Origin of the sequence: Natronorubrum texcoconense (assembly GCF_900100335.1) — an archaeon.
In the GTDB taxonomy this organism is placed as follows: Archaea; Halobacteriota; Halobacteria; order Halobacteriales; family Natrialbaceae; genus Natronorubrum; species Natronorubrum texcoconense.
In genome coordinates, this window is the sequence record NZ_FNFE01000002.1 from 498,756 (window position 1) to 523,392 (window position 24,637).

Genomic DNA, 24,637 nt, shown 5'->3' on the forward strand with positions numbered 1-24,637 from the left:
TTGTTTCTTCCACCAATAGTGCCCTATAGGCGACAAACGTGTCCATGGATGAGTTCTTTTTGTACTATGGCTGTCTTAAACTGTACACCATTGCACACGGTATTACTTGCCTTAGAGTAAAACCATACATATTTATGTCTTCGAACTACACCAAATATCCATGGTCAGGAATACCAAACAATCACGGTCAGAGATTAAGCGACGGCGAGTTCTCCAAGGGATTGGTGCAGCAGGTGCAATCAGTATTGCTGGATGTCTCGGCGACAGCGACGGTGATGCGCCGTTCGACATTCAACTCGAGGTAAACTCCGACAACGACGACCGCGTGCAGATGGTCGAACTGATCGCCTCGTCGCTCGAAGAATCCGGCTATTTCAATACCGAAATCGAGGATTACGAGTGGAACGACTACGTGGCTCGGGTCATGGATCCCGCGTACGCAGAGGACGGCTTCGTGCCGTGTATCGGTCTCTCCGGAACGTTCAACCCGGAGAGTTTCTGTCAGGCCCTCCATCACAGCGAGAACCACGGCCAGTGTTGTAACCTCAACGGGATCAACGACTCCGAACTCGACGACATGCTGGACGACGCCCGATACGGTGTCGACGTCGTCGAAGACCCCGACCTCCGCCGCGAACGGTACGACGAGATCTGGGAGTACCTCGCCGAGGAGCGATACAGCTCCATCACGCACTTCGACCTCGACGCGGCCGTCATGAACACCGATGTTCACGGGTTCAGCATGTTCCCGTTCAGCGAGAGCATCTTCAGCTACGGGCTGTTCTCCCCACAGGACGAGCAGGTCATGTGGATGGACGAGGACGCCCACCCGGACGACACCGACCTGTCGGACCTTCAGGAAGGCGGCACGCTCCGCATCGGTGCCGCGGAGAATCCCGACTCGTTCGACCCGCCGTACAGCACGGACACTACCTCGACGATGGCGCAGGTCTTCGGCTTCGAGCAATTGCTCACGAGCGACCGTGACGGCAACCTCTACCCGTGGCTCGCCGAGAGCTACGAACTCGTCGAGACCCAGGATATCGACCGGCTCGCCTACGAGGATTACATGGATGAAGTCGATGTCGACGAGGACGGCCTGCCTGACACCGACGAGCAGATAATCATCCAACACCCCGAAGACGATCCGGCGGACGGTTCAGTCCGCGTGCTGACACCCGCCGAGGCCGCAGACGCCGTCGACGACGGCGTTTTCGGCATGCAGTTCCGCTACGAAATCCGCGAGGGCGTCGAGTTCCACAACGGCGAGGAGCTGACGGCCGAACACGTCGTCGCGACCGTCGAGCGCTACGAGAACTCGGACCTCTCCGCACAGACGTTCGACTCGCTGCTCCACGCACGGGAGGTCGACGAGTACACCGTCGACCTGTACGCACAGGTCCCCGACGCGGAGGCAGAACGCGAACTGCCGGGTCTGTACATCCACTCGCTGGAACAGGCCGATCTCGAGGGTAACGACCTCGATCCACGCGAGGGCAACGATCCGATCGGTACCGGCCCGTACGTCTTCGAGGAGATATCCGACGAGCAGTACGTCGAATACTCCCGCAACGAGAACTACTGGGTCACCGAGCTGGGCGTCGAGCAGATCGACTGGTTCGACGGACCGTCCGAGTTCCCGGACGGCCCCGTGATCGACGAGATCGAAGTGGAGATCGTTCCGGACAACTCCACCCGGTCCGCCGCTCTCCAGAGCGACGAGATCGACATCACCTACGGGCTGACGACCGACGACCTGGACGGCTACGACGAGTCGAACGACTACGTCGTCAGGTCCATCGAGGCGGGTGGCTACGAGTACATCCAGTACCCTGCGAACGTCGAACCGTGGGACGACGACCGACTCCGACGCGCTGTCAACCTCCTCGTTCCGCGAGAATCGATCGTCGAGAACGTCCTCAACGGCTGGGCACGGCCAGCGTGGACGGACATTCCCGAACTCGCCGAAGAGAACGGAACCGTAGACGCCGCCGCCCTCGAGGACAGAATTCGACCGTACAACGAGTACGACCCCGAACGCGCCGAAGAGCTGCTCGAGGAAGTTATCGAAGACCACGATCTCGACTAGGTCGAAAGCGATAGCTTTCTGACGTTTGCCTGTTCAAACCGATACACTGAGGAGTCGTCGATTACCATGATGCTATACAATCTGACATTCGCATGAGCTTACGACGTTTCATACTGAAGCGGATACTATCGATCATCCCGATCCTGTTCGGTGTCTCGCTGATCACGTTTGCACTGGTTCATCTCACACCTGGTGATCCGATCGACCAGATGGTTGGGGTAAACCCGCACGTGACGGCGAGCGACGAGGCACAGCTCCGGGATCGCTACGGGCTGAACCGACCACTGTGGGAGCAGTACGGGGTCTGGATGGGCAACGTACTAACGGGGGATTTCGGTCAGGTTTACAGCAACGGCCGAGACGTCTCGGCCGTCATCATGATGCGCCTCCCCGAAACGATCGCACTCGGCATCTTCGGCTGGGTCTTCGGTCTCGCAATCGCGATTCCGACCGGGATTTACGCAGCCGTCAAGAAGGGCCAGCTCGCCGACGACGCGAGTCGATTCATCGCCCTTTCGGGGATCTCGATCCCGAACTTCTGGCTCGGCCTGATGCTGATTCTGATCGGCGCGGTCACGCTCAGCCTCTGGCCCGTGCTTCCGCCCTCCCGACAGCCGCTGTATCACCCCTACATGTTGTGGTATCTGGTGTTACCAGGGATCACGATCGGGACGGCAGCGGCGGCCAGCATCATGCGCGTCATGCGCACCTCCATGGCCGAAGAACTGAACAAAGAGTACGTGACTGCCGCTCGAGCGAAGGGCCTTCCCGAGCAGACGGTGATCCTCAAGCACGTCCTTCGTAACTCCCTCATCTCGGTGGTGACGCTCGCGGCCACCCTGACCGCGAGTATCGTCGCCGGATCGGTCGTCGTCGAGGTCGTGTTCAACTGGCCGGGACTCGGGAGAGAGCTAATCAACGCGATCAACGGGAGAGAGATCAACCTCATCATGGCGATCACGCTCTTTACGGGCGTCTTCATCATTATCGCCAACCTGATCGCCGACATCCTGTACGCGGTACTCGATCCGAGGATCAGATATGACTAACGAGAGAACAACATCTACGGAACGTGGACGAATACGGATCTCCGGATTCGATCCCGAGCGCGTAACCGAACGAGAGCCGCTGTCGGGCTGGACCGAAGAGACCGGTGGCGAGACGCAGAGCCGATGGAAACGGGCGTTCACCCGATTCAAGCGGAACCGAACGGCACTGATCGGCCTCTCCGTCGTCGGCCTACTGACGCTGCTGACAGTGTTCGCTCGTCCGATCGTGATCATGGGCGTCACGGTGCAGCCGTTCGGGCTCGCGCCGCACGATCCCGGAACGATCCTGTACATGCAGGATCCGTCGATCAGTACCTGGGATGCGCCGTCGTGGGCCCATCCGATGGGTGTCGACGGCAACGGCCGTGATATGTTCTCCCGCGTGCTCTACGGCGGCCGATACAGCATTTCGATCGGCTTCGTCGTGGTCGCACTAACCGCGAGCTTCGGACTCATCTACGGTGCCATCTCGGGCTACTACGGCGGCTGGACCGACGAGATCATGATGCGGGTCGTCGACACGATCTACGCGTTCCCCGGCCTCATCCTCGCCCTGATCGTCATCGCGACGCTCGGCCGTGGATACTGGCAGCTCGTGCTCGCGTTCTCGCTGTTCGGCTGGGTTACCTACGGCCGTCTCATTCGCGGCGAGGTGCTGAAGATCAAAGAAAACGAGTACGTACTGGCGGCGAAAGCTCTCGGAGCGCGAGATCGTTCGATCATCTTCAGACACATCGCCCCGAACGCGATGCCGCCGCTGATCGTCCTCGCATCGCTCAACATCGGCACCGTCGTCATCGGTGTCGCCGCGCTCGGGTTCCTCGGACTCGGTATGCCGCCCGGCTCCGCCGAGTGGGGGACGATGCTCGATCAGACTCGCGACACACTCATCCAGCCCCCCGGCGGATCGATCCCCTGGTGGGCTACGGTGTACCCCGGTGCAGCGATCTTCCTGTTCGTGATGGCCATGAACATGATCGGTGACGGGATCAACGACGCACTCGACGCACAGGAAACCGGAGTCGAACAGCAGGGAGGTGGATAATGACGCTACTCGAAGTAAACGATCTCACGGTCAAGTTCTACACACAGGAGGGTGTCGTCACCGCGGTCGACGACCTCTCTTATAGCATCGAACGCGGCGAGAAGTTCGGCGTCGTCGGCGAGAGCGGGGCTGGAAAGAGCGTCACCGCACTCTCGCTGATGCGTCTGATCGATAGTCCTGGCCGGATCGAAAGCGGCGAGATCCTGTTCAAGGGCGAAAACCTCCTCGAGATGGACGAATCGGAGATGCAGCGCATCCGGGGTAACGAGGTCGCGATGGTCTTCCAGGACGCCCAGACCGCACTGAACCCGGTTTATCCCGTCGGCGAACAGATCGCCGAGGCGATCAGACACCACCTCGACTACGACGATCAGGAGGCTCGCGAACGGACCATTCAACTGCTGGACAAAGTCGGGATCCCGGAGGCCGAAGCCCGGTACGACGACTATCCCCACGAGTTCTCCGGCGGCATGCAACAGCGCGCGATCATCGCGATGGCGCTGTCGTGCGATCCCGATCTGTTGCTCTGTGACGAGCCGACGACAGCACTCGACGTGACGATCGAAGCCCAGATCCTGGACGAACTCAAGGCACTGGCCGACGACTTCGACACGGCGATCCAACTCATCACTCACGACCTCGGTGTCGTCGCTCAAGTCTGCGATCGCGTGATGGTCATGTACGCGGGAACGCCGGTCGAAAAAGCACCCGTCGAAGAACTCTACTACGACCCGAAACACCCCTACACCGTCGGACTGATGAGTTCGATTCCGCGGGTCGGCGACGATCGGGAGCGACTCCAGACGATTCCCGGAACGATGCCCGACCTCGTGGAGCTGCCACCCGGCTGTAGCTTCCACCCGCGCTGTCCGTACGCTGAAGAGTGTTGCGCCCGAAAGGAGCCGGCGTTACTCGATCCGGAGACCGGAGTCGCCGCGACCAGCGACACGGAACACGCGGCTGCGTGTCTCGAGTACACCGGCGATCTCACTGGCGGTCTCGACTACGAGGTCACGGTCGACGACGCCGCGACCGAAGACGAACCGCAGTACGCGGGGCGTGATCACAATGTCTAGACGAGACGAGCCGATTCTGCGAACGGAAGGGCTGACGAAGTACTACGACACGAGCAGCGGCTTCATCGACAGTCTGCTCGGTCACGGCCAGCAGGTGAAGGCGGTCGACGGTATCGACCTCGAACTGCGCGAGGGCGAGACCCTTGGCGTCGTCGGCGAGAGCGGCTGCGGGAAAACTACGCTCGGCCGAACCCTACTGCAACTGATCGAACCGACCGACGGATCGGTCTACTACCGAGGACGAGCCGACGCGGACGACGACGAAGTCGACCTGACCGAGTGTTCGAGTTCGGAACTTCGCGACCTTCGCACCGACCTCCAGTACATCTTCCAGGATCCGTTCTCGAGTCTCAACCCGCGACTAACCGTCGGTGACATCATCCGCGAACCCCTCGACATCCACAACTTACCACAATCGAACGACGATGTCGAAACGCAAGCGGACGTTCGAGCTGTCGACGTCCCGGCTGGTGACGTCTCGGTGACGGTCGCAGACGATGTCGACACCGTCGTCGAGCCGACGAACGGCGTCGCAACCGTCACCGTCGAGGTTCGGCGAGGCGGGGATGCCTTCGAAGGGCCCGAACCGGGAACCGACACTGCAGGGGACGTCGTCGTCGAAGTCATGGAGGAAGGGCTCGAGGTGTCGGCCGAGCAGACGGAGGAGGGCATCATAGCTGACGTTTCCGTCGGGCTGTCGACGAGCGAACTCCGTCAGGAGCGCATCTACGAACTCCTCGAAATCGTCGGCCTGAACCCGAGCCACACCCACCGATACCCACACGAGTTCTCCGGCGGCCAGCGCCAGCGAATCGGTATCGCACGTGCGCTCGCGGTCGATCCGGAAATCATCGTCTGCGACGAACCGGTCAGCGCACTCGACGTGTCGGTCCAGGCCCAGATTCTCAATCTGCTCGAGGACTTACAAGAGGAGTTCGGCCTGTCGTACATCTTCATCGCTCACGATTTGAGCGTCGTCGAACACATCTCCGACCGAATCGCCGTCATGTATCTCGGCGAGTTCGCCGAGGTCGGCACCACCGAAGAGGTGTTCTCGCCGCCCCATCATCCGTACACGGAGGCGCTGCTCTCGGCGATTCCCGAACCGGATCCGCTCTGGGAGGGCGACCAGATCTTCCTCTCGGGGACGGTTCCCTCGCCGATCGATCCGCCGTCGGGCTGTCGATTCCACACGCGGTGTCCCCGCGTCATCCAGCCGACGGAGTACAATCTCGAGCAGTCGGTCTGGCGATCGATCATGGATCTGAAACTGCGGGTCAGAGATGCCGAGTCGATCAACTCGATCGTCGTCCTCGAGAACGACGGCGGAACCGACGACGACGAACCGGTTGCGGTGACCGACGTGACTCGAGACGAGTTCGGGGCCCAGCTCAGAGCGGAGTTCGATCTGCCGCGGCCGATCGCGGATCCCGACGCCGAACAAACCATCTCGGCGGTAATCGACGAGCTCGTGGCCGAGAATCTTGAGGACGCCCGAGGGCGCCTCGAGGATGCGTTCACCTCACCCTGTGAGGTCCACGACCCAGAACAGGTCCCGACCGGGAAGACCCACCGAATCTCGTGTCTGCTCTACGACGAGCGATACGACAACGAACGGCCGAGATCCGGTGGCCCGAGCGATGCCGTCGCCGACGACTGATCGGCTCGACGACCGGCCCGCGAACTGAACGTTTTAGTTCTCCCAACTCCATCACCAGCCAATGCGCCGGATCTACGAGTCTGGAGCCATTCGCCGCGACGAAGGTCCCTTCAGTCCCTCCGAAAAAGACACCGAACGCCGTATCGAAGCGATGCGGTCGATAAATTCGACCAAACTGAGTCGACTCATCTTGCCGAACGGGCTGAGTCGTCGCGCGATCTCGATCGACGTCTCGACGCCTCGAGACGAGTATCCGCTCGACGCCGCGATCCCGTTTCGGGTGACGATGCGAAACTCGATGCCGTTTCCGATCACGATTCCGACGCGGTCGCCGCTGCTGTGGACGTGGGACGTCGACGGCGTGACGGATGCGTCACACGTCCCCCTCCACGATCCGCCGGACGAACCCGACTCGCTAGTGTTCGATCGCGGCGAGCGAAAGCAGTTCACGAAACAGTGGCAGCAACTGTTTCGCGTCTCCGACAGCGAGTGGGAGCCCGCCGAACCCGGCGAGTACACGATCGGTGCCGAACTCAACGTCGAGAACGCAGTCGAGAAGGGGCTTCGCGGCGAGACGACGGTTCGTCTCGATCCGGACACGGAAGCGTAAGAAGGCGAGGTGCAGATCGGCCGTTCGCGACGCTATCGTTCCCAGGATCGAGGCTCGGCTTCGACCGTCGAATCGTACCGGTGACAGCACACCGAGTGGGCCGCTTCGTGTTCCGTAGCTGTCGGTACCCGTTGCTCACAGACGGTCGGAACCGTCTCGCTGAGACGATCGCGAGCGGTCTGCAGATCCCCCGCGATCACCGCCGAAATGGCTTGGTCGACGCCCGCATCGACGGCGTCGTCCTGCAGCGTCGCCGGGAGATCGAACCGGTCTCGAACCGTCGCGTCGTCGAGTTTGCCGTCGGCCGTTTCGACGGCGATCGACTCGGGCAGCTCGCCAGCCTGAAGGGTGAAGCGAAACGCGACGACCGCCCGCCACTGCTCCCAGGGGAGTTCCACGTCCTCCGGCGGAACGATCTCCGAACAGCGCGTGTGAAACCGACAGCCCGACGGCGGGTCGGCGGGATCAGGAACGGTGTCGGTCAGCGGCCGTTCGAACTGCTGGTCCGTCGGGTCGAGACTCGGGACGGAACCGAGCAGGAGGCGCGTGTAGGGATGTGCGGGGAACTCGAGGACGTTCTCGATCGGTCCCAGTTCGACGACCTCGCCGAGATACATCACGGCGACGCGGTCACAGAACCGGCGGACGACGTCGATATCGTGGCTGATGAACAGAATCGAGATGTTGAACTCCCGCCGGACATCGTCGAGCAGCGCGAGGACGTCAGACTGGACTCGGCCGTCGAGTGCGCTCGTCGGCTCGTCTGCGACGATCAGATCCGGGTTGAGGACGAGCGCCCGCGCGATCGAGAGCCGCTGTTTTTCGCCACCGGAGAACTCGTGGGGATAGCGATCCGCGTCCGCCGCCGACAGCCCGACCCGCTCGAGGAGATCCTCGACGATCGCTCGGCGACGGTCCGCATCCTCCATCCCGTGGAGTACGAGCGGCTCGGCGACCGCCTCGCCCATCGTCAGTCGCGGGTTGAACGCCTCGTTCGGGTCCTGGACGACGAGCTGGGCTCGACGGCGGAAAGCGCGGAGCGCCGCGCCCGAGAGCTCGTTTACTGACTGCCCGTCGAACCGGACTTCGCCACCGGTCGGCTCCTCGAGCCCGAGAACGGAGTGGGCAGCCGTGGTCTTGCCGCTGCCCGATTCGCCGACGAGGCCGAACGTTTCACCTCGTTCGATATCGAAACTCACACCGTCGACCGCCCGGACGCGACCGACCTCTCGTCTGAGCAGCCCCTTCGTGATCGGGTAGTGGACGTCGAGGTCTTCGACCTCGAGCAACGGCGAGGCGGCCGATTCCGGATCCGTTCCGCGCTCGCGGTTCGCTTCCTCGTCGGAGCCGGCCTCCGGTCCGATCATTGTTGTCCCCCCGATATCGGCCGCATCTCCCGCCAGTCGTCCAGAATCGGTTCCGGATCGCCCTCTGGCCCGAAGTGAACGCACGAGACGGCGTGGTGTTCTCGATCCGCGACGGCGGCGAACGTCGGCTGGTCGGGACCAGCACAGACGTCGACGGCGTGTGGACACTCGGCTCTGAATCGGCAGCCGTCGGTCGGAATCTCCCCTCGAGCCGAGCGGTCCGCCCGTCGTGAGAGCCCGTCGTAGCTATCGAGCAGCGCCTGCGTGTAGGGGTGAGACGGCTGAGTGAGGAGTTGTTCGGTCGTGGCACGTTCGACGATCGTGCCGCCGAACATCACCAGTACCCGATCGGCGAGCGCGGCGACGACACGCAGGTCGTGCGTGATACAGAGGATCGACATGCCGCCGTCGGTCAGCCCCTGGAGCAGTTCGATCAACCGCGCCTGAACGGTGACGTCGACGGCCGTCGTCGGTTCGTCGGCGATCAACAGGTCGGGGTCGGCCGCCAGTGCGATCGCGATCGCGATCCGCTGGCGCTGGCCGCCGGAGAACTCGTGGGGATAGTCGTCGATCCGTGCGGACGCTCGCGGGATGCCGACCGCACGGAACCGCTCGATCGCGCGCTCGCGGGCGGCCGCGGGAGAAATCTCTTCGTGGATCGTAATCGCTTCGACGAACTGGTCGCCGACCGTACAGACGGGATCAAGTGCGCTCTGTGGGTTCTGAAAGACGTGTGCGATGCGACTGCCGCGAATCGTACGGAGCTCCGACTCGGTCGCCTCGAGGAGCCGGCGACCGTCGAACTCGACCGTGCCGTCGACGATTTCGGCCGGCGGTTGCGGGACGATTCCGGTCAGCGATTCGCACGTGACGCTCTTTCCGCTGCCGGATTCACCGACGAGACACACCGTCTCGCCGCGGTCGACGGTAAAATTCACGCCGTCGACGGCGTAGATGGTCTCACGTTCGGTTCGAATACGCGTTCGGAGGTTCTCGACGGTCAAAAGCGGCGTCGCTTCGGACCGATCGTCTGCCGTCGTCGTGGAGTCGTGTTCTGTCGTCATCGATTGTGTTCAGTGGTTGCGGCGCGGGTCGAGCGCATCTCGGAGCCCGTCACCGACGAGTTTGAGCGAGACGAGCGTCAGCGTGAGTGCGATCGCGGGGAACGTCGAGACCCACCAGACTTCGTGGGGTTCCACCACGAGACCGACGCCGGTCATCGATGGGTCGAGACCTTCTTGAATCGTCGACCCCCACGAGTAGAGCTCGAGGTGGTGAAAGCCGAGGAAGGCGACGCCGGCTTCGACGAGGACCAGCAGCGCGAGGAGGTGGAAGATCGCGGGGACGAGCGTATTCGTAATGTTCGGAACGATGTGGCGTTTCGCGACGTAAAACGGTGAGGCGCCGAGGCTTCGAGCGACGAGTACGTGCCCGTCTTCCCGTCGCTGGAGCGTCTCGCTTCTGACCAGGCGGGCGATACCACCCCAGCTGAGCAGCCCGAACATAACTAGCAACAACAGCAACGAGACGTTCCAGTACATGTAGCCGATGAAAAAGACCACGATCGCGGGAATACAGAGCTGTACGTCGACGTAACTCATCAACAGATCGTCGATGCGCCCGCCTCGGAACCCGGCAACGATTCCGACGGCTGCAGCGAGCGGGACGACGAACGCCGCGGTAAAGACGAGCACGTACAACGTCGTGCGTGCGCCTTCGACGACGAGGTGGCCCATCGGGTGCCCGCGATGGTTCGTTCCGAGCGGGTACGTCATCGTTCCGTCACAGTAGCGAGTGATTCCCTCGCCGTCGGTCACCTCGCCGAGACACTCGGCGCTCCACGACGCCTCTCCGGTAAATCCGTACGGTGCGTGAAACCGGTGTTGAAACATGAGATCCGGAGACCCGAAGACGGCCGGCCCGACAACTGCGACGAGTGAGAGAACGCCGAGAAAGACGGCCCCAGCAGCGTGGATCGGTCGAGAGACGAGACGACCCAGCACACGTCGGGTCAGCTCACGCCGTCGGACGGCGGGAACGATCACACCCGAAGTCAGCACGACGGTGCCGAGCAAGATCACCCAGTCGATACGCTCGAAGTAGACGCCGAGCAAAACCGTATCGACCCGCTGGAGAACGTAGAGACCGACGAGAAGCACTACTCCCGCGAAGAACACCGCTCTGGCCGGCGTGACGAACCGCCTCGAGTGACCGACTTCGTTCCAGTCGACCTGTTCGAAGCGGTGGGGATCGGGAGATGTTCCCATAGGGGACGACCGAAATATAGACTATCGTGTAATAAATCTATCCATAGTGTGAACGACCGTCGCTCACTAAATCGAAGCGATACGTTTTTTATCTGACCGTTGGTACCGGTTGGCAATGCCCGTTACCCCCCGTTGCGGTACAGTACGCACTCGAGGCCGGACAGGGGACTATCCTCGGTTGCGATCGCGTACGACGCGGAATCAGCGTACGCGTTCCCTCCCGACATCGACGCCGCAGGTGACCGATTCGAGCGGGGAAACTGCCGCAGTGTGGTGGTCGGCGTGAATTTCCTTCGAATCATCGCCAAACGACTCGTGATGGGGCTCGTCGCTGCGTGGGCGGTGTTGACCACGGTGTTCGTAGTGTTTACGACGAGTCGCGACTGGGTCGAAGAGACGATCGAAGGGGCGATGCGATACAGCGGAGCCGACGAACGGGAGATCGAACGTTCGATCGACGAGTATCTGGCGACACACGGGTTCGATCGGCCGCTCTGGCAACAGTATCTCGACTGGATGGGGAACATGCTCACGCTCGAGTGGGGAGATTCGTTCTTCATCGCCGCGGGCGAAGGCACGGAAGCGTCGTTCTACACGACCGGCGAACCGGTCTTTCCGATGGTCATGGATTCCGTCGTTCGGACCGCGATGTACGTTCTCCCCGCGATCGTGATCGCGATCGTGCTCGGGATTTGCATCGGTCTCTACGCGGCCATGAATCCCGACAGTCGGCTCGCCGAGTCGGGACTGAACACGGCGTACCTCTGCTTTGCACTGCCGAACTTCTGGATCGGCGGAATGTTGCTCTCGTTCGCCGCGGGCGGCGTGATCCCCGACTCGGCGTTGCTGTTCGATCACGTCCTCCCCATCATACTCACCGCAACGACGCTGCTGGGCGGCTACGTGAGCTACTCGCGTGCACACTCGCTCGAGTACGCCTCTGCGGAGTTCGTGACGCTGGTCAAGGCGAAGGGGGCGAGCAGAGTGCGGATCGCGAGACACATCGTCCGGAACTCGGCGATCCCGCTGTTCTCGATGCTGTTTACCGAAGCGTTGGCGTTGCTCGTCCTCGCGGTGTTCGTGATCGAGTCGCTGTTTCGAATCGACGGCTTCGGCGCGCTCCTGTTCAGTGCAGTCCACATGCGTGACCTGCCCGTCGTCCTCGGCTGTACGCTCGTCATCATCGCGGTCGGGATCGTCGGAAACATCGTTCAGGATCTGGCTTACAACAGTCTCGACCCCCGTGTCGATACTGGTCGCCGATAAACGGTACCCACCGTTTCGCCGCCGGGGCTCGAGGCCGCCGTCCTCGCCGCCGATCTCTCGTGAATCTCACTCGAGCGCCTCACAGTCGGCGGCACCGCGTCGACGAGGGCGGTGCTCGCAAACGTACGCGAAATAAAAGTGTTGCGGGAGGTAGATTTGAACCACGCCGTCACCCTCGCTACGCTCGGATGCCGTCTGGTTCAAATCTACTCAGCGTATTTTCGACGCTCACGTCACTCATCACTCCGTTCTTCGTTATTGTTCGCGTCGAAAAGTAGCGGGAGGTAGATTTGAACTACCGGTCTGCGGGTTATGAGCCCGCCGGAATCTCCTGGCTATCCCATCCCGCTATCACATCATAACCGAGTGCACTAGTTAAGGGTTGTGATTCGGGTGCCGTATGCGGGTTTCTACCGTCAGTCCCGATGGACCTTCCACGTGTAGAGGCTCTCACAAGTGTAGTTGACGAAGAACCCGATTCCGGTTCCGATCAAGTTCGCTACCAGATACCAGACGCCGAACCAGGTGGTCAGAACGGCGAGCACCGACAACGTCACCAGAAAGCCGGCGAACCGAACCGCGTTCGAGCGAGCGAACCGCTTGCCGAGCGCTCGAGGCGTCATCGCGCCGTACTCCGAGAAGGTCCACCGTTCGTTGACCGCGAAGATGACGACGATCGATAGCTCCCAAGAGAGTATCTTCGCGCCCACGGGGCCGAGGCTGGTCAGTTCAACGAGCAAGACGAGGACGAGGTTGTCGACGGCCGCGCCGACGAGCCCGACGCCGGCGAACTGGCTAAACCGTGCGGTCGAGCAGAGGGCACGAAAACGCGTTCGGACGGCCTCTGACAGCGATCCACTCATCGTACGCACCGTCGGTCGATCGCTCGTCGTCTCCATCGAGCGTACATGCGAGCGTATGATCACGTGGCTCCGGCTTCGGTATCCATGTTGTGATTCAGCTGCAAAGGCACTGAAGTGGGATTGTACGATCCCGCGGGCACGCGCGAAGAAGACTTGTCACAAGCAGTAGATTATCGAGTGAAACGCAGTGAGCGGATGCCGCAACGAACGAGGCAGCGAGTTTGGTCGGAGACCTCTCCCATCGGACTGGGACTCGAGTCGATTCGAGTCGAAAACCAGCCCGTCGAACAGCTCGCTCCTCGAATCAGATCGCGAGGTCGGCTTTCGGGCGAACGACGTCGACGTCCTCGGCGTCGACGCGGTCCACGTCGAGGAAGTGGGGCGTGTAGTTTCGTTTTTCGTAGTCCTCGTACTCGTCTTCGGCGCCGACCGTACACCACAGCTGGACCTGCTCCGGGCCGTGCCACTCGCCGTTCCGGTTGATCCCGAAACAGACCAGCTCCGTTCCGTCGTAGTCGATGATGGCCCCCTTCCGGATCCCCGGATCGCCGTGGATGATGACCTGCTTCATACGCCAGCCTACTCGTGACGGCGGATTAAGCCCTTCGGAGTGTTCGTCGCCGTGACCGGCCGGCGCGTGATACGCGTGCGTACACAGCGAGGCGTTCGTGAGTAACACGCCAGACGGAGCTCCGACTGCGACCGACCGACGACGACGAACCAAACGGGTTTTAAACGGCGCTGTCTTAGCCCACGCCAAGTGAGATAACCATGCAGATGCCACGCCGATTCAATACGTACTGCCCGCACTGTAACGCACACCACGAACACGAAGTCGAGAAGGCACGTTCCGGTCGTTCCTCGGGTATGAAGTGGGACGCTCGCCGCACCCGGCGAAACTCCTCGTCGATCGGTAACTCCGGTCGCTTCTCGAAGGTGCCGGCCGGCGAAAAGCCAACCAAGAAGACCAACCTCAAGTACCGCTGCAGCGACTGCGGCAAGGCCCACCTCCGTCAGGGATGGCGCGCCGGCCGACTCGAGTTCCAGGAGTGATTACAATGGCAGGAAATTTCTACAGCGTCCGATGCAGTGACTGCGAGAACGAACAGACCGTCTTCGGCAAAGCCTCGAGCGAGGTCGCCTGTGCCGTCTGTGGCACGACGCTCGCCCGACCGACGGGTGGCAAAGCCGAGATCGACCACGAGATCTTAGAAACAGTCGAGTCACGATGAAGTACAGCGGCTGGCCCGATCCCGGCGAACTGGTCGTCGGCAAGATCGACGAGATCGAAGATTTCGGCGTCTTCGTCGATCTCGAGGAGTATCAGGACAAACGCGGCCTGATCCACATCTCGGAGGTCGCGAGCGGCTGGATCAAGAACGTCCGCGATCACGTCCGTGAAGGCCAGATCGTCGTCTGCAAGGTCCTCGAGATCGACGAGAGCTCCCAGCAGATCGACCTCTCGCTGAAAGACGTCAACGACCACCAGCGCTCGGACAAGATCCAGGACTGGAAGAACGAGCAGAAGGCCGACAACTGGATGGGCATCGCCCTCGGCGAGGACGCCGACGACGAGAGCTACACCGCGGTCGCCAACGAACTGATCGGCATCCACGGCAGCCTCTACGACGGCTTCAAGCAGGCCGCGATCCACGGCGAAGAGGCCCTCGAGGACACCGACCTCTCCGACGACGAGATCGACGCGCTCGTCGAAACGGCCCGCGAGAACGTCTCGGTGCCGTACGTCAACGTCACCGGCTACGTCGACTTAGAGAACGCCTCCCCGAGCGGCGTCGACGGCATTCGTGAAGCCCTCGAAGCCGCAGAGGGCAACGGCGAAGTGCCCGACGAAGTCGACCTCGAGGTCAGCTACGTCGGCGCTCCGGAGTACCGCATCAAGGTGAAAGCGCCCAACTACAAGACCGCCGAGTCCCAGCTCGAGGAGAGCGCTCGACGCGCGGTCGCCGCGATCGAATCCGAAGGCGGCGAGGGCGAGTACCACCGCGAGCGACGAACCGACGACGAGTAACGTATGAAGTCGGATATCCGGGTGTGTTCGGCGTGGCGCGGCGCGCACGACCGCCCGGTGTACACGCTTTCTGCGAGCTGTCCGGAGTGCGGTGCCGACGCCGAAAACAGCGCCCCTGCACCGTTCGATCCGAACGACCCACACGGCGAGTACCGACGGTCTCTTAAACGTCGCAATCGCTGATAGGGTATGGACGAACTCGAGATCGACGCAGTCGCCGAGGTCGAGCTGGACGACCCCGTCCTCGTCGAGGGGCTGCCGGGTGTCGGTCACGTCGGAAGTCTTGCCGTCGAGCACTTACTCGAGGAACTCGAGGGCGACAGTACGCTCGTACGCCGGATCTACTCCCACGAGTTCCCGCCGCAGGTGAGCGTCGAGGACGGCGTCTCGGAGCTCACCTGTGCGAAACTGCACGCCGTCACCGTCCCCGACGGTCGTGATCTACTGCTGTTGTCCGGCGACCATCAGGCCCAGACCAACGAAGGCCACTACGTGCTGACCGACGCTTTCCTCGACGTCGCCGAGGAGTTCGGCGCGAGCGAAGTGTACGCCCTCGGCGGCGTGCCGACCGGCGAGCTCATCGACGAGTACGCCGTCGTCGGCGCCGTCAGCGACGAGTCGATGCTCGAGGCACTCGAGGACGTCGGCGTCGAGTTCCGCGAGGACGAACCCGCGGGCGGCATCGTCGGCGTCTCGGGACTCATGCTCGGACTGGGCGAGCGCCGCGGCTTCGAGGCCGCCTGTCTGATGGGCGAGACCAGCGGCTATCTGGTCGATCCCAAAAGCGCTCGAGCGGTCCTCGAAGTGTTAGCGGACCGACTCGACTTCGACCTCGAGTACGAGTCGCTGGACGAGCGCGCCGACGAGATGGAGGACGTCATCGGCAAGATCCAAGAGATGGAGCAACAACAGCAGATGGACGTCCCGACGGACGACGATCTGCGCTACATCGGCTAAGTCGACGGGTTACGATTCCGACTCGTTTCGACGATTACGATTCCGATCCTCGCGTCGTCTGTGGGCGAAACAGTGCGCAGTTCGGGCACCAGACGGTGCCGTCGGTTCGGGCGATCTTCTTTCCACTACAGTCGGAACAGCGCTCCGCCGAGTACTGAGTCATACGATCTCGAGAATGAATTGCCCCGGGTGTTCATCTACCTTTCGGTGAAATTAACGTTCGATTCGGGTGACAGTCGTCGGCCGACGACGGTTCGTCGGTACTCCTGAACGTCGACCGTAACGGTCGGGCGACGGCAGATCACGCGTTGCCGTCCGGTGCGAGTCCCTCGAACACGCGACAGGCGTTTTTCGAAAAGGCGCGCCACAATTTATCTTCCGAGACGTCGAGCGTGAGGATCTCCATGACCGCGACGTCGGGATGGCAGGCCGGCGCGCCGCTGCCGAACAGCACCCGATCGGGATGTTCGAGCAGGGCCCGCTCGAGCAGGTCGCGATACCGGACGAAACTCGTCTCGAGGTAACAGTCGTCGTAGTCGTCGAGCAGATCTACCATCTCGTGCATGCGCGAGTGCTCGAGTGGGTGGCCACCGAAATGGGCGACGACGACGGGGAACGAGCGCTCGAGCAGCGTCGTCGCGAGCGTCTCGGGCGGGGCGTCGACTCCGCCGCGAACGATTACGGGGAGGCCGACGTCCTCGAGGGTGGCCAGGACGTCCTCGTCGGGGTAGCCGTCGACGGTGGCATCGATGACGAAGCCGTGAAAGCGATCGTCGTAGGCGTACTTCTCGACGTCTTCGGGGGTCGTGTGGAACTCCCGACGAGTACTGATCGCATTTCGGAATCGTCCCGTTACGGAGGTGTCCGTCCCCTCGGTCCCGTTTATTCGGGCGACGGCGACGAACGGCCGGTCGACGCTGCGGCGGGCGACACCGTTGTTCGGGGCGACGTAGCTCGTCTCCGCGCTGGCGGGCGGGAAGACGATCGATCTGGTGATGCCCGCCTGGTGCATCTCCCGCTCGAGTCGATCGGGCGTGATCGTCCGTCTCCCGAACTCCGCCGTCGACCCGTCCGGCGCCAGTCGCGCGTAGACGTCGACGATACGAAATCCGTGCTCCAGTTCCAGCATTCCGTACGCACTCTTTTCAGTCGAGACATATTTCCCTACCGGCCCCGTGACTGTCACGAACGGAGCCGTTCGGGCAGCTGTCGGGCGTGCAATCGCCAGACGGAGCCGGGGCGGGAGCAAAACACTTATATAGAAGTGCTGACGACATAGTTAGTGAGGATTCAACTATGGCACAACAGCGACGCATGGGCGGGCAGCCTATGTTCATTATGAGCGAGGATAGCCAGCGAACGCAGGGTCGCGACGCCCAGTCGTCGAACATTATGGCCGGCAAGGCGGTTGCCGAAGCCGTACGGACGACACTCGGACCCCGCGGTATGGACAAGATGCTCGTCGACTCCGCCGGTGAGGTCGTCATCACCAACGACGGGGCGACGATTCTCAACGAGATGGACATCGAGCATCCCGCGGCCCAGATGATCGTCGAGGTCGCCGACTCCCAGGAAGAGGAAGTCGGTGACGGGACGACGACCGCGGCCGTGGTCGCTGGCAACCTGCTCGGCGAGGCCGAGGACCTCATCGAACAGGACGTCCACGCGACGACGATCGTCGAAGGCTATCACGAGGCCTCCGGCATCGCACTCGAGGCCATCGCCGAACAGATCAGCGAAGACGCCGTCGACGACGACGTGCTCAAGCAGGTCGGCGAGTCGAGCATGACCGGCAAAGGGACCGGCGGTCTCACCGCCGAGTCGCTGGCCGAGACGGTCGTCGAAGCCATCCGCCACGTCGAGACCGACGACGGCGTCGCTCGCGACAACGTCACCGTCCACACGCAGGTCGGAGCCTCCTCGAACGCGACGGAGCTCGTTCCTGGCATCGTCATCGACGAGGAGCCCGCCCACGAGGGCATGCCCAGCGAGGTCGAGGACGCCTCGATCGCCGTCCTCGACGTCGAACTCGGCGTCCGCACGGGCGACATCGACGCCGAGTACGCCATCGACTCGATCGATCAGCTCAACACGGCCATCGACGCCGAGGAGAGCGAAGTTCGCGGCTACGCCGAGACCGTCGCCGAGAGCGGGGCTGACGTCGTCTTCACGACCGACGACGTCGACGACCGCGTCAGCAACTACCTCGCCAACGAGGGCGTCCTCGTCTTCGAGAACATCGGTAACAGCGACGCTCGAGACATCGTCTCCGCGACGGGCGCTCGTCGCGTCGGCGCGCTCGACGATCTCGAGGAGTCCGACTTCGGCCACGCCGATCGCATCCGGAGCGAGAACTTCGGCGACGACGACCTCGCGTTCATCGAGGGCGGCGCGGCGGCCGAGACCGTCACCGTCTTCGTCCGCGGCGGTACCGAACACGTCGTCGACGAACTCGAGCGCGCCATCGGCGACGCACTCGACGTCGTGGCAACGGCACTCGCCTCCGGCGAGGTCGTCCCCGGCGCCGGCGCGACCGAGATCGCCATCGCGGACAAGATCCGTCAGGAAGCCGCGGGTATCGAGGGCCGCAAACAGCTCGCAGTTACGGCCTTCGCCGACGCGCTCGACGTGATCCCGCGAACGCTCGCCGCCAACACCGGCCAGGACCCCATCGACGCGCTCGTGGACCTTCGTGCCGCCCACGAATCCGAGGGCCGCGCCGGCCTGATCACCGACGGAGAAACCGTCACCATCGACGACCCCTTCGAGTACGGGGTCGTCGACCCCGCCGACGTCAAGCGTGAAGCCATCGAAAGCGCGACCGAGGCCGCGACGATGATCGTCCGCATCGACGACGTCATCGCCGCCGAATAACGCCGTCGCCCACCGTTTTTCGTTTTACATCGAGTTTAGTGACAGTCGTGCGGCCAGCAATGTTATATGTTGACATGCCCAAGTGAGCACCGTATCATGTCAGGAACGACTCGAGATCGGCTAACGCCGGTTAGTAAGACGGTTGACCGTCCGCTCTACTACGACGAGGGCCGCGGAACGTATCACGCGTGGTGTGCCGATGCGGACTACGAGCCGGTGAGCACGGGACTCGTGATGGCCGTCTCGTCGATCCTCGAGGCCGATCCGGCCGATCTCGAGTCGCTCTCAGACTCCATCGATCCCGACGCGCTGAACGCGCTCGTCGGCCACTGGGGCGAACGCGAGTCACAGGGTGGGCGAAACTCGATCGCGTTTTCGTTCGCTGACTGCCTGATCACGGTCTACGCCGACGGCGAGATCGTGATCGATCCCGACCGATCTCTCGACGGACCGATCGGTGTGTAATCAGTCGCACATCGACTGCGGCCGTCGTCGGTCGGCTCCGTTCGTGCCGTCCGTTCACTCGCCATCAGAGAGGTCGCTACCGCAGTCGGCGGGAGCCGTGGTCTCGAGAACCACCCGATCGCCGGCCGCGAGATCGAACGCCTCGTCGCCCCGTTCCTGATTCACGTCGAGTTCGACGTAGCCGTGGCTGCCGACCGTTGCCAGACGCTCACCGGTAGGAACGGCGGCGAATGTCTCGCCGACGGGAACCGACTCGCCGTTCGTGACGATCTGCTCTCGCCCGTCGAGAAATTCTCCCGGAACGTTCGTGACGACGTTCCCGAAGTCGTCGACGACCAGCACCTCGCCCGTCGCGCGCTCGCCGGTGAGGGACGCTCGCGGGAGAACGAGATCGATGGGCTCGTCCTCGAGCGGCGAGAGCCACTCCAGATCGCCGAGGGTCTCGAGTGCGGTGTCGTGAACCGCCGCCGCAGCGGGCGCGAAGACGTCCCGGCCGTGGAAGGTGTTGCTCGCGGGTCCCGCAGTCGCATCCTCCGGATCGGTGGAATCCGCTGTCGCCGATCGCTGTGCGCCGGCGGGTTCGACGGGCTCGAGACGACGCTCGTCGATGACGTAGTACTCGAGGTCGGCGTCGCCCGCGAGTCGACGTGCGGCGGGGAGCAGGACGCCGTTGTCGGGACCGACGAGCGCGTGCTCGCCCGCGCGGACGACCAGTGCGTTACGGTCGGTTCCGACGCCGGGATCGACGACGACGAGGTGGGTCGCCGAGGGGAAGTAGGGGAGCGTTTCGCGAAGCCAGAACGCGGCCGCGCGAACGTCTTGCCGTGGGAAGTCGTGAGCGACGTCGACCAGCCTACAATCGGTTCGCTGGAGGATGACCCCCTTCATCGCCGCGGGATACGGCGAACCGAAGTCCGACGCGAGCGTGATCATGCGCAGGAGTACGGTTCGACCGTTGAAATCCGGTACGACTCACGATCGGGGGTGCCGGGGAATCGACGGGCCGGTCAGTCGCCGTTCGAGTCGGAGCCGCTGATCATCTGGATGCGTTCGATGCCGCCGATCTCGCCGACGACGTCGACGACGGCTTCGGGAACCAGCGTCTCCCAGTCGCCGCCGTGGATCATCCGCTGGCGGACTTCGCTCCCCTCGAGGACCTCGCGGTTGAACATCGGCGACTGGCGGATCTCGATGTCGGCCTCGCGAAACAGCTGGATGACCAGCGGGTTGTTCGAGTAGGCGACGTCGAAGTCGGGACTCATACTCTGGACGTGACTCACCCAGACCGAGTTTCGCTCCAAGTCCTCGATCGGGACGGCGTAGGTGACGAGATCGTGGTCGACGAGCGACTTCGTGATCATCATGATCCGTTCGCCGGCCGTGAACGGGTTTCGGATCGTGTGCGAGTCGTCGGCGCTCCCGATGCCGAGTACGAGTTCGTCGACGTCGTCGGCGATCTGCTCGACCATGCTGAGGTGGCCGTTGTGGAACGGCTGAAAGCGGCCGATGTAGAACCCCCGGGTCATGCCGGACACTGTTCGGGCCGCGTGCTTAAGCGTGGCGAGTTTTCCGGCGGCTGAACGGCCGTCTTTGCCGGCGTCTCGAGCGACCGCGAGTCTGTGGATTGTTCACACACGTCTTGTGGGCTCGACACGACCGGATGAAAACGACGCGGGAAACACTGATCGCGGTTTTCGGCGCCTGAGAGTGCCATTTTCAGGCACTGTCACCATACTCCGCATGGAGAAAGTATATCAGTCCCAATCCCTTCGAATCAGGTACTGAACAGAGTTCTATGAGTAACGATACGAACGTTGACGACCCTCCCGAAGACGCCACCTCCACTGAGCCTGACGAGGAGCAGGCACAGCCTCGGTCCCAGGACCAGGAGTCGGTGCGTCAGGGAGAACGGCCGCCGCCTGAGGAGGACGGCGACCGGCGCGACGACGTCGACGACGGTGACCAACAGGAGGAGATCGACGACGGGGACGAGTTCGACGATCCGATCGACGAGTTCGATCGGGAGTCGACCGACGAGGACGACGACATCGAAACCGTCGAAGATCTCGGGAGTACGGTCGACGTCGATCCGGGCGTCGAGATCGACGAGGAGAACGCCGAGGACGATCTTCTCGGCGGTCTCAAAGTCGACTCGACGGCAGATATCGAGGTTCCGGATCGGCTCGTCGACCAGGTCATCGGTCAGGACGAAGCACGGGATATCATCATCAAAGCGGCCAAGCAGCGCCGCCACGTGATGATGATCGGCTCCCCGGGTACCGGGAAGTCGATGCTGGCGAAAGCGATGAGCCAGCTGCTCCCGAAGGAGGATCTCCAGGACGTCTTAGTCTACCACAACCCAGACGACGGCAACGAGCCGAAGGTCCGAACCGTCCCCGCCGGCAAAGGAGAACAGATCATCGACGCCCACAAGGAGGAGGCTCGCAAGCGCAACCAGATGCGCTCGATCCTGATGTGGGTCATCATCGCGATCATCATCGGCTACGCGATTCTCAGCCCCGCCAGCATTCTGCTCGGCATTCTCGCGGCGGGTATCGTCTGGCTGATCTTCCGCTACACGTCCCGCGGCACGGACGCCATGGTGCCGAATATGATCGTCAACAACGGCGATCAGCGCACCGCGCCGTTCGAGGACGCGACCGGCGCCCACGCCGGCGCGCTGCTGGGCGACGTTCGCCACGACCCCTTCCAGTCCGGTGGGATGGAAACCCCGAGCCACGACCGCGTCGAACCCGGCTCGATCCACCAGGCCAACAAGGGCGTACTGTTCGTCGACGAGATGAACACGCTCGACATCCGCACCCAACAAAAGCTGATGACCGCGATTCAGGAGGGCGAGTTCGCCATCACGGGCCAGTCCGAGCGCTCCTCGGGTGCGATGGTCCAGACCGAACCCGTCCCCTGTGACTTCATCATGATCGCGGCGGGGAACCTGGACGCGATGGAGAACATGCACCCCGCGCTCCGCTCGCGAATCAAGGGCTACGGCTACGAAGTCTACATGGAGGACACCATTGAGGACACCCCCGAGATGCGCCGGAAGTACGCCCGCTTCATCGCTCAAGAGGTCGAACGCGACGGCCGACTGCCCCACTTCACCCGCGAGGCCGTCGAGGAGCTCATCCTCGAGGCCAAACGCCGCGCCGGCCGGAAGGAACACCTCACGCTACACTTCCGGAACCTCGGTGGACTGGTCCGCGTCGCTGGCGACATCGCCCGCGCCGAGGATCGGGAACACACCACTCGAGAGGACGTCCTGCAGGCCAAGCGCCGCTCCCGGTCGATCGAGCAACAGCTCGCCGACGACTACATCGAGCGCCGCAAGGACTACGAACTGCAGGTCACCGACGACGGCGTCGAGGGCCGCGTCAACGGACTCGCCGTCATGGGCGAGGATTCCGGGATCATGCTCCCCGTCATGGCCGAAATCGCCCCCGCACAGGGTGGCGGACAGGTCATCGCGACGGGACAGTTGAAGGAGATGGCCGAGGAATCCGTCCAGAACGTCTCGGCGATTATCAAGAAGTTCTCCGACGTGGACCTCTCGGAGAAGGACATCCACATCCAGTTCGTCCAGGCCGGCGAAGGCGGCGTCGACGGCGACTCCGCCTCGATCACGGTGGCGACGGCCGTCATCAGCGCCCTGGAAGACATTCCGGTCGATCAGTCGATCGCGATGACCGGCTCACTGTCGGTTCGGGGCGACGTGCTCCCCGTCGGCGGCGTCACCCACAAGATCGAAGCCGCCGCGAAGGCCGGCTGTAGCAAGGTCATCATCCCCGCCGCGAACGAGCAGGACGTGATGATCGAAGACGAGTACAAGGAGATGATCGAGATCATCCCGTGTTCGAACATCAGCGAAGTGTTAGACGTCGCGCTGATGGGCGAACCCAAGAAGGACTCGCTGGTCGACCGCCTCAAGTCGATCACTGGCTCCGCCTTCGACGGTAGTCAGAGCGGCGTCGGCTCCGCCAGCGGCTCGAACCCGAGTCCGCAATAGATGGCCGACTGGGCGACGTTCGTCGGCATTACGGGCGTCGTCCTCGCGCTGTTGCTGGTTTTATCGCATCTAACCCAATCCGCGTTCGACGACGGCTCCGAACCGGATCGTGCCCGTGACTCGAGCGAGGGGGCCGACCCGAGCGTCACCGCCGAGCCGAACGCCGAACTCGACTCGTCGACGCACACCGACCCAACAGACCCCCGTTCGAGCATCGGGATCGACGACTCGGTTGCGACCGGTCGTGACGGAACGCTCGAGCGCAATTCGAATCCGTCACTTGACCCTGAGACCGACGAGCGAGCCGATACCGTCACGGCCGATTCAGAGCACCGTTCCCGTCCCGAGACCGAACGTCCCGCGGATCGATCGGACGAGATCGACCCGCGATCGCTGTCGACCGGGGAACTCCTGGCGAACGTCGCCCTCTCGCAGGGGCTGTTCGCCCTCGTTCTGCTCGGAGCCGCGATCTACACGGGGATCCCGGCCGACGCGCTGGGGATCGAGTTCACGACCGGCTACCTCGAGCAGGGGCTGCTGCTGGGAACGGCGTTCGGCCTACTGCTGTACGTCGCAAACGAGATCGGTGCCGCGGCGGCGACGCGGTTCGGCTTCGACCACGACGAGGAGCTTCGGGAACTGCTCGCGCCGGATTCGGCGCGAGGCTGGTCCGCTCTCCTGCTGGTCGTGCTTCCCATCATCGCCGTCTTCGAGGAACTGCTCTTTCGCGCGGCGCTGATCGGCGTCGTCGCGGCCGGCTTCAGCATCTCGCCGTGGCTGCTCGCCGTCGTCTCCTCGATCGCGTTCGCCGTCGGCCACGGCATGCAGGGCTCGGTCGGCGTCGTCGTCACGGGCCTGCTCGGATTCGTCCTCGCGGCGATCTTCATCCTCACCGGCAGCTTCCTCGCGGTCGTCGTCGCGCACTACCTGGTCAACGCCCTCGAGTTCGTCGTCCACGAGGGGCTGGGCTTCGAGTGGGCCCGAACCCTCGAAAGCTAA

Annotated in this window: 24 protein-coding genes and 1 tRNA gene; 16 read left to right on the forward strand and 9 right to left on the reverse strand. The window is 62.9% G+C overall.

The annotated features are described in order from the left end of the window. Positions 1 to 160: 160 nt before the first annotated feature. From BLT08_RS08690 to BLT08_RS08715, 6 genes are all read left to right on the forward strand, one after another. Complete coding sequence (locus tag BLT08_RS08690) at positions 161 to 2,089, forward strand: ABC transporter substrate-binding protein (protein ID WP_090305011.1); 1,929 nt, start codon at positions 161 to 163, stop codon at positions 2,087 to 2,089. Between the two features lie 92 nt (positions 2,090 to 2,181). Next, the gene (locus BLT08_RS08695; RefSeq protein WP_090305013.1) at positions 2,182 to 3,138 is read left to right on the forward strand and encodes an ABC transporter permease; all 957 of its coding nucleotides are present in this window, start codon (positions 2,182 to 2,184) and stop codon (positions 3,136 to 3,138) included. Further along, positions 3,131 to 4,183: an ABC transporter permease gene (locus tag BLT08_RS08700; RefSeq protein WP_090305015.1), complete on the forward strand. Its 1,053-nt coding sequence runs from the start codon at positions 3,131 to 3,133 to the stop codon at positions 4,181 to 4,183. Before BLT08_RS08695 ends, BLT08_RS08700 begins: the two co-directional genes overlap by 8 nt. After that, positions 4,183 to 5,259, forward strand: coding sequence for an ABC transporter ATP-binding protein (locus BLT08_RS08705; protein ID WP_090305019.1), 1,077 nt, complete (start codon positions 4,183 to 4,185; stop codon positions 5,257 to 5,259). The genes BLT08_RS08700 and BLT08_RS08705 overlap by 1 nt, the downstream gene beginning before the upstream one ends. Further along, positions 5,252 to 6,919 carry an ABC transporter ATP-binding protein gene (locus BLT08_RS08710; RefSeq protein WP_090305021.1) on the forward strand — a complete coding sequence of 556 codons (1,668 nt, stop codon included), beginning with the start codon at positions 5,252 to 5,254 and terminating at the stop codon, positions 6,917 to 6,919. The genes BLT08_RS08705 and BLT08_RS08710 overlap by 8 nt, the downstream gene beginning before the upstream one ends. A 61-nt stretch (positions 6,920 to 6,980) precedes the next feature. Then, the gene (locus BLT08_RS08715) at positions 6,981 to 7,529 is read left to right on the forward strand and encodes a DUF7974 family protein (RefSeq protein ID WP_090305024.1); all 549 of its coding nucleotides are present in this window, start codon (positions 6,981 to 6,983) and stop codon (positions 7,527 to 7,529) included. 32 nt (positions 7,530 to 7,561) lie between these two features. Here BLT08_RS08715 and BLT08_RS08720 read toward each other — a convergent pair whose 3' ends face one another. From BLT08_RS08720 to BLT08_RS08730, 3 genes are read right to left on the reverse strand one after another with little or no spacing between them, the layout of a single operon-like run. Then, entirely contained in the window at positions 7,562 to 8,896 is a 1,335-nt protein-coding gene (locus BLT08_RS08720; RefSeq protein WP_090305027.1) for an ABC transporter ATP-binding protein, read from the reverse strand. Continuing rightward, a complete protein-coding gene (locus BLT08_RS08725) occupies positions 8,893 to 9,960 on the reverse strand; it encodes an ABC transporter ATP-binding protein (RefSeq protein WP_090305030.1) in 1,068 nt (355 codons plus the stop codon). The genes BLT08_RS08720 and BLT08_RS08725 overlap by 4 nt, the downstream gene beginning before the upstream one ends. A 9-nt stretch (positions 9,961 to 9,969) precedes the next feature. Beyond that, positions 9,970 to 11,163, reverse strand: coding sequence for an ABC transporter permease (locus tag BLT08_RS08730; protein WP_090305033.1), 1,194 nt, complete (start codon positions 11,161 to 11,163; stop codon positions 9,970 to 9,972). Between the two features lie 273 nt (positions 11,164 to 11,436). On the opposite strand from BLT08_RS08730, the gene BLT08_RS08735 reads away from it, so the two are divergent. Further along, entirely contained in the window at positions 11,437 to 12,429 is a 993-nt protein-coding gene (locus tag BLT08_RS08735) for an ABC transporter permease (RefSeq protein ID WP_090305036.1), read from the forward strand. Between the two features lie 275 nt (positions 12,430 to 12,704). Here the strand turns inward: BLT08_RS08735 and BLT08_RS08740 are convergent. From BLT08_RS08740 to BLT08_RS08750, 3 genes are all read right to left on the reverse strand, one after another. Next, positions 12,705 to 12,779: transfer RNA gene (locus BLT08_RS08740), tRNA-Met, on the reverse strand. Positions 12,780 to 12,845: 66 nt separating this feature from the next. Further along, on the reverse strand, positions 12,846 to 13,292 hold the full coding sequence (locus BLT08_RS08745) for a GtrA family protein (RefSeq protein ID WP_175529266.1): 447 nt from the start codon (positions 13,290 to 13,292) through the stop codon (positions 12,846 to 12,848). Positions 13,293 to 13,596: 304 nt separating this feature from the next. Next, positions 13,597 to 13,863: an HAH_0734 family protein gene (locus BLT08_RS08750; RefSeq protein ID WP_090305042.1), complete on the reverse strand. Its 267-nt coding sequence runs from the start codon at positions 13,861 to 13,863 to the stop codon at positions 13,597 to 13,599. A 200-nt stretch (positions 13,864 to 14,063) separates the two neighbouring features. Between BLT08_RS08750 and BLT08_RS08755 the strand changes: the two genes are divergently transcribed. From BLT08_RS08755 to BLT08_RS08775, 5 genes are read left to right on the forward strand one after another with little or no spacing between them, the layout of a single operon-like run. Continuing rightward, positions 14,064 to 14,345, forward strand: a complete 282-nt coding sequence (locus BLT08_RS08755; RefSeq protein WP_090305045.1) for a 50S ribosomal protein L44e — start codon at positions 14,064 to 14,066, stop codon at positions 14,343 to 14,345. Between the two features lie 5 nt (positions 14,346 to 14,350). After that, positions 14,351 to 14,524 carry a 30S ribosomal protein S27e gene (locus BLT08_RS08760; protein ID WP_006089161.1) on the forward strand — a complete coding sequence of 58 codons (174 nt, stop codon included), beginning with the start codon at positions 14,351 to 14,353 and terminating at the stop codon, positions 14,522 to 14,524. Then, positions 14,521 to 15,321: a translation initiation factor IF-2 subunit alpha gene (locus tag BLT08_RS08765; protein WP_090305048.1), complete on the forward strand. Its 801-nt coding sequence runs from the start codon at positions 14,521 to 14,523 to the stop codon at positions 15,319 to 15,321. The genes BLT08_RS08760 and BLT08_RS08765 overlap by 4 nt, the downstream gene beginning before the upstream one ends. A gap of 3 nt (positions 15,322 to 15,324) precedes the next feature. After that, a complete protein-coding gene (locus tag BLT08_RS08770) occupies positions 15,325 to 15,504 on the forward strand; it encodes an RNA-protein complex protein Nop10 (RefSeq protein WP_090305051.1) in 180 nt (59 codons plus the stop codon). 6 nt (positions 15,505 to 15,510) lie between these two features. Then, complete coding sequence (locus tag BLT08_RS08775) at positions 15,511 to 16,278, forward strand: proteasome assembly chaperone family protein (protein WP_090305054.1); 768 nt, start codon at positions 15,511 to 15,513, stop codon at positions 16,276 to 16,278. A gap of 301 nt (positions 16,279 to 16,579) precedes the next feature. Here the strand turns inward: BLT08_RS08775 and BLT08_RS08780 are convergent, their stop codons facing one another. Further along, on the reverse strand, positions 16,580 to 17,407 hold the full coding sequence (locus BLT08_RS08780) for an amidohydrolase family protein (protein WP_090305058.1): 828 nt from the start codon (positions 17,405 to 17,407) through the stop codon (positions 16,580 to 16,582). 200 nt (positions 17,408 to 17,607) lie between these two features. On the opposite strand from BLT08_RS08780, the gene thsA reads away from it, so the two are divergent. Both thsA and BLT08_RS08790 read left to right on the forward strand, forming a co-directional pair. Beyond that, the gene (gene thsA / locus BLT08_RS08785) at positions 17,608 to 19,152 is read left to right on the forward strand and encodes a thermosome subunit alpha (RefSeq protein WP_090305061.1); all 1,545 of its coding nucleotides are present in this window, start codon (positions 17,608 to 17,610) and stop codon (positions 19,150 to 19,152) included. Positions 19,153 to 19,248: 96 nt separating this feature from the next. After that, entirely contained in the window at positions 19,249 to 19,617 is a 369-nt protein-coding gene (locus BLT08_RS08790) for a HalOD1 output domain-containing protein (protein ID WP_090305064.1), read from the forward strand. A gap of 54 nt (positions 19,618 to 19,671) precedes the next feature. On the opposite strand, the gene BLT08_RS08795 is transcribed toward BLT08_RS08790, so the two are convergent. After that, positions 19,672 to 20,550, reverse strand: coding sequence for an SAM hydrolase/SAM-dependent halogenase family protein (locus BLT08_RS08795; protein WP_090305067.1), 879 nt, complete (start codon positions 20,548 to 20,550; stop codon positions 19,672 to 19,674). Positions 20,551 to 20,624: 74 nt separating this feature from the next. Beyond that, complete coding sequence (locus BLT08_RS08800; protein WP_090305070.1) at positions 20,625 to 21,143, reverse strand: nicotinamide-nucleotide adenylyltransferase; 519 nt, start codon at positions 21,141 to 21,143, stop codon at positions 20,625 to 20,627. 269 nt (positions 21,144 to 21,412) lie between these two features. Here BLT08_RS08800 and lonB point away from each other — a divergent pair, with 269 nt between their 5' ends. After that, a complete protein-coding gene (lonB, locus tag BLT08_RS08805; RefSeq protein WP_090305073.1) occupies positions 21,413 to 23,638 on the forward strand; it encodes an ATP-dependent protease LonB in 2,226 nt (741 codons plus the stop codon). After that, entirely contained in the window at positions 23,639 to 24,637 is a 999-nt protein-coding gene (locus BLT08_RS08810; RefSeq protein ID WP_090305076.1) for a CPBP family intramembrane glutamic endopeptidase, read from the forward strand.

Coding starts and splice junctions, on each gene's coding strand:
- BLT08_RS08690 (WP_090305011.1), top strand. CDS start 161: ATGGTCAGGAATACCAAACAATCACGGTCAGAGATTAAGCGACGGCGA.
- BLT08_RS08695 (WP_090305013.1), top strand. CDS start 2,182: ATGAGCTTACGACGTTTCATACTGAAGCGGATACTATCGATCATCCCG.
- BLT08_RS08700 (WP_090305015.1), top strand. CDS start 3,131: ATGACTAACGAGAGAACAACATCTACGGAACGTGGACGAATACGGATC.
- BLT08_RS08705 (WP_090305019.1), top strand. CDS start 4,183: ATGACGCTACTCGAAGTAAACGATCTCACGGTCAAGTTCTACACACAG.
- BLT08_RS08710 (WP_090305021.1), top strand. CDS start 5,252: ATGTCTAGACGAGACGAGCCGATTCTGCGAACGGAAGGGCTGACGAAG.
- BLT08_RS08715 (WP_090305024.1), top strand. CDS start 6,981: ATGCGCCGGATCTACGAGTCTGGAGCCATTCGCCGCGACGAAGGTCCC.
- BLT08_RS08720 (WP_090305027.1), bottom strand. CDS start 8,896: ATGATCGGACCGGAGGCCGGCTCCGACGAGGAAGCGAACCGCGAGCGC.
- BLT08_RS08725 (WP_090305030.1), bottom strand. CDS start 9,960: ATGACGACAGAACACGACTCCACGACGACGGCAGACGATCGGTCCGAA.
- BLT08_RS08730 (WP_090305033.1), bottom strand. CDS start 11,163: ATGGGAACATCTCCCGATCCCCACCGCTTCGAACAGGTCGACTGGAAC.
- BLT08_RS08745 (WP_175529266.1), bottom strand. CDS start 13,292: ATGAGTGGATCGCTGTCAGAGGCCGTCCGAACGCGTTTTCGTGCCCTC.
- BLT08_RS08750 (WP_090305042.1), bottom strand. CDS start 13,863: ATGAAGCAGGTCATCATCCACGGCGATCCGGGGATCCGGAAGGGGGCC.
- BLT08_RS08755 (WP_090305045.1), top strand. CDS start 14,064: ATGCAGATGCCACGCCGATTCAATACGTACTGCCCGCACTGTAACGCA.
- BLT08_RS08760 (WP_006089161.1), top strand. CDS start 14,351: ATGGCAGGAAATTTCTACAGCGTCCGATGCAGTGACTGCGAGAACGAA.
- BLT08_RS08765 (WP_090305048.1), top strand. CDS start 14,521: ATGAAGTACAGCGGCTGGCCCGATCCCGGCGAACTGGTCGTCGGCAAG.
- BLT08_RS08770 (WP_090305051.1), top strand. CDS start 15,325: ATGAAGTCGGATATCCGGGTGTGTTCGGCGTGGCGCGGCGCGCACGAC.
- BLT08_RS08775 (WP_090305054.1), top strand. CDS start 15,511: ATGGACGAACTCGAGATCGACGCAGTCGCCGAGGTCGAGCTGGACGAC.
- BLT08_RS08780 (WP_090305058.1), bottom strand. CDS start 17,407: ATGCTGGAACTGGAGCACGGATTTCGTATCGTCGACGTCTACGCGCGA.
- thsA (WP_090305061.1), top strand. CDS start 17,608: ATGTTCATTATGAGCGAGGATAGCCAGCGAACGCAGGGTCGCGACGCC.
- BLT08_RS08790 (WP_090305064.1), top strand. CDS start 19,249: ATGTCAGGAACGACTCGAGATCGGCTAACGCCGGTTAGTAAGACGGTT.
- BLT08_RS08795 (WP_090305067.1), bottom strand. CDS start 20,550: ATGATCACGCTCGCGTCGGACTTCGGTTCGCCGTATCCCGCGGCGATG.
- BLT08_RS08800 (WP_090305070.1), bottom strand. CDS start 21,143: ATGACCCGGGGGTTCTACATCGGCCGCTTTCAGCCGTTCCACAACGGC.
- lonB (WP_090305073.1), top strand. CDS start 21,413: ATGAGTAACGATACGAACGTTGACGACCCTCCCGAAGACGCCACCTCC.
- BLT08_RS08810 (WP_090305076.1), top strand. CDS start 23,639: ATGGCCGACTGGGCGACGTTCGTCGGCATTACGGGCGTCGTCCTCGCG.